The organism is Pontibacterium sp., from assembly GCF_041587635.1.
Classification (GTDB): Bacteria; Pseudomonadota; Gammaproteobacteria; order Pseudomonadales; family Balneatricaceae; genus Pontibacterium.
The window spans coordinates 1-4,880 of record NZ_JBFGYC010000307.1 but is presented as its reverse complement, the minus strand read 5'-3'; the positions used below and the strand labels follow the sequence as shown (position 1 = coordinate 4,880).

The following is a 4,880-nucleotide window of genomic DNA, read 5'->3' as shown; positions in this document are numbered from 1 at the left end:
TTTTGGGAGTGGTTTATCAGGAGTAACTCTTGTTACTATCGCGATGAATGTAATGTTGGTTTAAACGGCTGTTTCAACGGGTTGTCATATTTTGAGTGCAGACTCACCGCAGTCGGTTCAGCCTGTTGTACGTATACAACTCTAACGTAGTTTATAAAGAGAAGTCAGGACGTTTACGGTGCAAGGGATGGCATAGTATGACAGGCGTGGTAGTTCGTACCGCGCTTTATCTATGATGGGATCTATCGAATGTCTATTCGAAACATGAATCCCATATCCTCTTTGTCCGCGCTGTCTTTGAGCTTTGGACGAGCCATTCCGATTGCTTTATCTCTTTTGTAATTTGTCTGTTTTCAGACGTATTTACGTTGTAACCCTCCCATGCAATCTGGTTGGATTTTGCATGGCTGTGACAAGGCAGCAACCGTCGCTGGGCGGTGAGGTGAGTCAAACGTTAATGGATCAAACAAAATAGGTTTATAGATGTTTAACAAAGGAAAATGGATTAGCCTCGTTGCTGTAGCAGTAACCTCATTTGTATTTTCATCCACTGTCGTGTCTGCCGAAGAACCCGGTGCCCGTTATAAAAAAGAAAATGTTAAAGGGACCTGTTACTTTGCAGCCAGAGATTGCAGCGGCTATTCCCGTGCACATATCAAGGAAAAGTCCTGCTATGTTGATAAGGGTGGTTTGAGCTGGCAGCCGCCGAAAAGTAACTTTTGCAAGGCGATTCGCTAGGGAAGGTGCGAACAAGTCCTGTAGGCGCTCTGGCTTTCGGGAAGGTTCACAATCAAGGAAGCACTTTGCAGTAATACCCAAGGGGGCACACTGTGTCTGGACCTTACAAAAAGTGCTGACACCGAGTGTGAAGTTTCCCGAAAGCCCCGCAGGGCACGTCCTTAAGCCTGCATCTGCGGTGTTACAGTTTTTGTTAAGGACTACGGCCATTAACTACAAATTGCGCCTTGCATCTACAGGCTTAAGGGCGTGCAGAGCACTGACGGGACTTATTCGCATCTTCCCTGGATTAACGTATCGGTTATGAGTATCCCGCTGTGGTATTCCCTTATGGTGTTACCACAGCGTTTATTTGCCTTCCCTATCGTATTCACACGAATTCAAGCTGTCCCTTTCAGGTTATTCTAACGATATTATCTGCTCACCATACGTTGGCCCTGTGTGATAACGGCGAGGATCAATGCGCCCGCGATCAGGCCGCCCAGAGTATTCAACAGGGTTGGGGTGATGGCACTGAGTACCGGTCCAATACCGGCAAGACTCTGTACGCTTTCGGCCGCATGATGCAGCAGTTCATGGGAGCCGGGAATGCCATGAACCAAAATACCGCCACCGACCATAAACATGGCGATCGTGCCAACAACGGTCAGGGTTTTCATTAGATAAGGTGCGAAGGCCAGAAGTCTTTCACCAAACCAGCGTCGCAGGCTCGGGCCTTCTTTATCGGCTGCCTGTTCGACCAGATAGAGGCCTGCGTCATCGATTTTGACGATGCCTGCTACCAGACTGTAAACGCCAATGGTCATTGCCAGCGCTATGGCAGATATCACCAGAATTTGGGTGAGCAGATCAGACTGTTGTACTGTGCCAAGCGCGATCACAATGATCTCGGCGGATAAGATAAAGTCGGTGCGGATCGCGCCTTTTATTTTATCCTGCTCCCACGCCACCATATCCACGTTGGGATCGGCGAGCGCCTGATTTTTGAGTTGGTGCTGCGCTTCATCTTCTTCTGCACTGTGCAGGTATCTATGCGCGAGTTTTTCAAAGCCTTCAAAACATAAGAAAGCACCACCCAGCATCAATAGCGGGGTGATAAGCCAGGGGATAAACGCACTGATCAGCAGGGCTGCCGGGACCAGTATCAGTTTGTTACGAAAGGAGCCTTTAGCGACTGCCCACACGACGGGTAGCTCGCGGTCTGCGCGCACGCCGGAGACCTGTTCGGCATTGAGTGCCAGATCATCACCCAGGACACCTGCCGTTTTTCGCGCGGCGACTTTGGACATGGCGGCCACATCGTCGAGTACAGACGCAATGTCATCTAACAGGGCTAATAGGCTGGCTCCGGCCATGGTCGATCTCCATCGGTTGGTTGAGACGAGATTACATCTATTCTGGCACAGCTTTCGATTTCACCGGGTAAAGATGACAAAGAATCGCGAGCAATGAATATTTCCGTTTTTAGGGGAACAGTGTGTCTTGTGAAATGTGAACAGAAAAGATCGGGGGTGGTCTACACTTGATCTCTTTTCGACATATGTATCGTCGAGTGAATGGAAGCAAAATCTTAGGGAGTATTCATGATTACAGGTAGTTGTTTATGCGGGCAGGTGTCTTATGACATTGCCGGCCCGGTGGGTGAAATTGTGCACTGTCATTGTCAGACCTGTCGTAAAGCACACGGGGCGGCCTTCTCTAGTGTGGCGGCTGTTGCGGATGAAAATTTTGTCTTGAAAGGGCAGGAATTGCTCAATCAATACGAATCCTCACCGGGTAAACAGCGCTATTTTTGTCGGTGTTGTGGCACACAAATTTACGCCAAACGTGAGGGGACAGCCCACGTCATTTTGCGCTTGGGATCACTGGATGATGATCCTCAGGCAGATGAGAAAAATCACATCTGGGTCGCGCAGAAAGCACCGTGGTATCAGATAAATAATGAACTGCCGCAGTGTTTAGAGTTCGAATAGGGAATAGAAAGCTACAGGGAGGAAGGAAATTATGTCGGCATTTGAGTATCAGGGATATGAGCTTTTGTCCGGATTAGTACCGAGGGAGGCAGTGCAAAAGCTTCGGGATGATCTGTCAGAACTTACACTTGGCAAGTACAAAGGTGGCCTTAGAAACGCGGAGAAAAAGTATCCGCTGATTCGTGAAATTGCTCAGTCTCCTGAACTGCAGCGACTCGCTGAAAGCTATCTGACCGGTATTGCATCCGTGGTGAGGGTGATCCTCTTCGATAAAACCCCGGAAAATAACTGGCGGGTGAGTTGGCATCAGGATAGGACCGTGACCTTATCTGACAAGGTCGATCTGGAAGACTGGGGGCCGTGGAGCAGGAAAGACGGCATCTATCACGTCCAACCCCCAATTGAGGTATTGGATAATATGGTTTCGCTGCGATTACATCTCGATCCAGCCGATCAGAGAAGCGGTTGCCTGCGGGTGTTGCCCGCCAGCCATAACGCGGGTTTGTTAAGCGCAAAGCAAATACAGGATTATGCTGAATCCCATTCGGCAGAGGAATGTATTGCTGATACGGGTGATGTCCTGGTTATGCGGCCGCATCTCGTACATGCCTCGAGTAAAGTTAAGACGCCTTCAGCGCGTCGAATTATCCACATCGAATACAGTGGTTATCAGTTGCCCGCAGGGCTGAACTGGGCCTGATTCATAAAGGTTTTATGATCTGCTCATACCATAAAGCCCCAAATGTTCGGGGCTTTATTTTTAGAGATGTCTGCGGAGCGATCAGCGTTTCAGGTATTCACCAAAGTCGATATTACCGGCACAGAGTACCGCCTGAATTCGGTTATGTACGTTGAGTTTACGCAAGATGGCCGATACGTGGGCTTTCACCGTGGTTTCTGCGATGTTCAGGTTATAGGCGATCTGTTTATTCGATTCGCCCTTGGACATGCGTTCCAGCACCAGCAGCTGACGGCGGGTGAGGGAGGAGAGCAGCTCCGGTGGAATCTGGTTTTCATCTTTACGGCTGGAACGACGGTTTTCCGGCTGACTGGAACGGATAATGTCAGACGGCAGATAGACGTTGCCGGCCAGAATTTGGGTCAGCGCTTCTGTCATCTGTTCGCGTGGTGATGACTTAGTGATAAAGCCAACTGCGCCGTAGGTGATCGCCTGTAAGACGATCTGTTTGTCCTCTTCGGCGGAGACAATGACCACCGGGATGGTTGGCGCTTCATTGCGTAACGTAATGAGACCGTTGAGACCGTTCATGCCTGGCATATTCAGGTCCAGCAGGATCAGATCCAGTTCGTCGCTTTCCTGCGTGATGCTCAGGGCGCTGTCCAGATCCTCGGTTTCAATTGTTTCGCAACCGGGGAAACTTTTCTCGATCACGTTGGTGATCGCTTCACGAAACAGCGGATGATCGTCCGCTATCAATATTTTATACACAACACATCTCCAGCCGTTCTAGTTATTATGTGCGATCACTTCCCGTGTGTCCGCCGGTGTGTCTGTGTTCAGACTACCTTCTTCGTCATATCTTGCGTGCTTATCTATTCCGTACCGGAAAGGGCTCCGGTGTGCCTGTGTGCATCTTCAGCCCGGCATCCCGCCAGCCGTCAACACCGTCCCTATACCAGTAGAGATTAGTATATCCCCAGCTGGCTGCGCGTTTTATCGCGTTCCATGACATCCAGCAATCGGCCCGACAGTATAGTACCAACGCGGCGTTTTGCTGATGATTTGTTACCACTTCCAGATGGTAACGGAAGTACTTTTCCCATCCTTCATCGAGTTCACCCATCCCGACATTGGGAGTCCAGCGGCTGCCCGGTATCTGCAGAAAAGGCTCTTGCTGCAGAAAGTGCCCGTGTTGCCAGCGTACCGGTTGTACGTTGAGTAAACGGGGTGGCTGATCGCTGTGCAGCATCTGCTGCAGTGTCTGCGTGCTGATCGTTTTCGCCCCGTCCGCACCTTGCGGCGTTGGGCTGCGATAGCGGATGATCCGGTAACCCTCAAATGAGAACAGCTCTTCCTGATCCTTAAACGCTTCCAGCCAGTGGCTTGTTGACGTTGTTTCAGTGTCTGCCTGATCCGCTGCGGTGGCCGATGCCATCCAGAGGAAACAGAGCATAAGGGTCAGGGATCTCATCTTTTGGGCCTCCATA

6 protein-coding genes are annotated in these 4,880 nt (G+C 50.2%); 3 read left to right on the top strand and 3 right to left on the bottom strand.

The features are described from left to right. The first annotated feature begins 483 nt into the window (after positions 1-483). The gene (locus ABYW01_RS14210) at positions 484-738 is read left to right on the top strand and encodes a hypothetical protein (protein WP_372833813.1); all 255 of its coding nucleotides are present in this window, start codon (positions 484-486) and stop codon (positions 736-738) included. 413 nt (positions 739-1,151) lie between these two features. Here the strand turns inward: ABYW01_RS14210 and ABYW01_RS14205 are convergent, their stop codons facing one another. Continuing rightward, complete coding sequence (locus ABYW01_RS14205) at positions 1,152-2,093, bottom strand: DUF808 domain-containing protein (protein ID WP_372833812.1); 942 nt, start codon at positions 2,091-2,093, stop codon at positions 1,152-1,154. A 228-nt stretch (positions 2,094-2,321) separates the two neighbouring features. Here ABYW01_RS14205 and ABYW01_RS14200 point away from each other — a divergent pair, with 228 nt between their 5' ends. Together ABYW01_RS14200 and ABYW01_RS14195 are read left to right on the top strand one after the other, a co-directional pair. Continuing rightward, positions 2,322-2,711 carry a GFA family protein gene (locus tag ABYW01_RS14200; RefSeq protein WP_372833811.1) on the top strand — a complete coding sequence of 130 codons (390 nt, stop codon included), beginning with the start codon at positions 2,322-2,324 and terminating at the stop codon, positions 2,709-2,711. A gap of 31 nt (positions 2,712-2,742) precedes the next feature. After that, complete coding sequence (locus ABYW01_RS14195) at positions 2,743-3,411, top strand: phytanoyl-CoA dioxygenase family protein (RefSeq protein ID WP_372833808.1); 669 nt, start codon at positions 2,743-2,745, stop codon at positions 3,409-3,411. Between the two features lie 81 nt (positions 3,412-3,492). Here the strand turns inward: ABYW01_RS14195 and ABYW01_RS14190 are convergent, their stop codons facing one another. Both ABYW01_RS14190 and ABYW01_RS14185 read right to left on the bottom strand, forming a co-directional pair. Beyond that, positions 3,493-4,161 (bottom strand): response regulator transcription factor, encoded by a 669-nt coding sequence (locus ABYW01_RS14190; protein ID WP_193953449.1) that lies wholly within the window; start codon positions 4,159-4,161, stop codon positions 3,493-3,495. Positions 4,162-4,261: 100 nt separating this feature from the next. Beyond that, positions 4,262-4,880: rhodanese-like domain-containing protein (locus ABYW01_RS14185; protein WP_372833805.1), on the bottom strand; the 619-nt coding region annotated here is incomplete at its 5' end.